This is a genomic window from Actinomadura hibisca NBRC 15177 (assembly GCF_001552635.1).
Taxonomy (GTDB): domain Bacteria; phylum Actinomycetota; class Actinomycetes; order Streptosporangiales; family Streptosporangiaceae; genus Spirillospora; species Spirillospora hibisca.
On the sequence record NZ_BCRO01000160.1, the window covers coordinates 1 to 1,247 of the forward strand.

The following is a 1,247-nucleotide window of genomic DNA, read 5'->3' on the forward strand; positions in this document are numbered from 1 at the left end:
GGTCACGTCCAGCGGAGTGGTGTAAGAGTTCGGTCTCCGCGTGATCTGTTGGTGCAGGTTAAGCGGTGAATGCCTGCTGGTCGATCTTGTCATTCGGGGTGTCGCCGTCGATCACTCGGATCCGGCTTTTGGCCAGGAATTCCAGGCCCATGTAGCGGCGCATCTCGGCCCACTCGTCGGTCTGTTCCATCAGCACCGCCCCGACCAGCCGGACGACGGCGGCGCGGTCGGGGAAGATCCCGACCACGTCGGTGCGGCGGCGGATCTCCTTGTTCAACCGTTCCTGGGGATTGTTGGACCAGATCTGCCGCCAGATCTGCCGCGGGAAGCCGGTGAAGGCCAGCAGGTCCTCTCGTGCGGTGTCCAGGTGCTCGGCGGCTTGGGGATGCTTGGCCTGCAGGTGGTCGACCACCCGGGCGTGCTGGGCGCGGACCTGGTCGGGGTCGGGCTGGTCGAAGATGGTGCGGACCATGGTCGCCACCCACGGCTGGGCGGACTTGGGCACCTTGGACAGCAGGTTGCGCAGGTAATGGGTGCGGCAGCGCTGCCAGGCCGCGCCCGGCAGGGTGGCGCCGATCGCCTCGACCAGACCGGTGTGGGCGTCGGAGACCACCAGCTGCACTCCGCTCAGGCCGCGGGCGACCAGGCCGCGCAGGAACGCCACCCAGCCCGCGCCGTCTTCGGCCGAGGTGACCTCGATGCCCAGGATCTCGCGGTGCCCGTCGGCGTTCACGCCGGTCGCGACCAGCACGTGCACGTTCACCACCCGGCCGCCCTCACGCACCTTCTGGGTCAGGGCGTCGATCCACACGAACGCATACGGGCCGGCCGCCAGCGGGCGGGAACGGAACGCCTCCACCTGCGCATCCAGCACCTTGGACATCTGGCTGACCTGGCTCTTGGAGATGCCGGTGATGCCCATCTGCTCCACCAGCTTGTCCACCCGCCGAGTGCTCACTCCCAGCAGATAGGCGGTCGCGACCACGCTGACCAGCGCCTGCTCGGCGCGGCGGCGCCGGTCCAACAGCCACTCGGGGAAGTAGGAACCGCTGCGCAGTTTGGGGATGGCCAGATCGATGGTGCCGGCGCGGGTGTCCCATTCACGCGCCCGGTAGCCGTTGCGGGAGTTGACCCGTTCACTGCTGCGTCGCCCGTAGTCGGCCCCGCACAGGTTGTCGGCCTCGGCGCCCATCAACGCCTCGGCCATCGTGGTGACCATCTGCCGCAGCAGATCCGGCTCGCCGGTC

The 1,247-nt window shown here is 68.7% G+C and carries 1 protein-coding gene; it reads right to left on the bottom strand.

The features are described 5' to 3' along the window. Positions 1 to 58 precede the first annotated feature (58 nt). Entirely contained in the window at positions 59 to 1,231 is a 1,173-nt protein-coding gene (locus tag AH6_RS41895) for an IS256 family transposase (protein WP_067492046.1), read from the bottom strand. Positions 1,232 to 1,247: the final 16 nt, after the last annotated feature.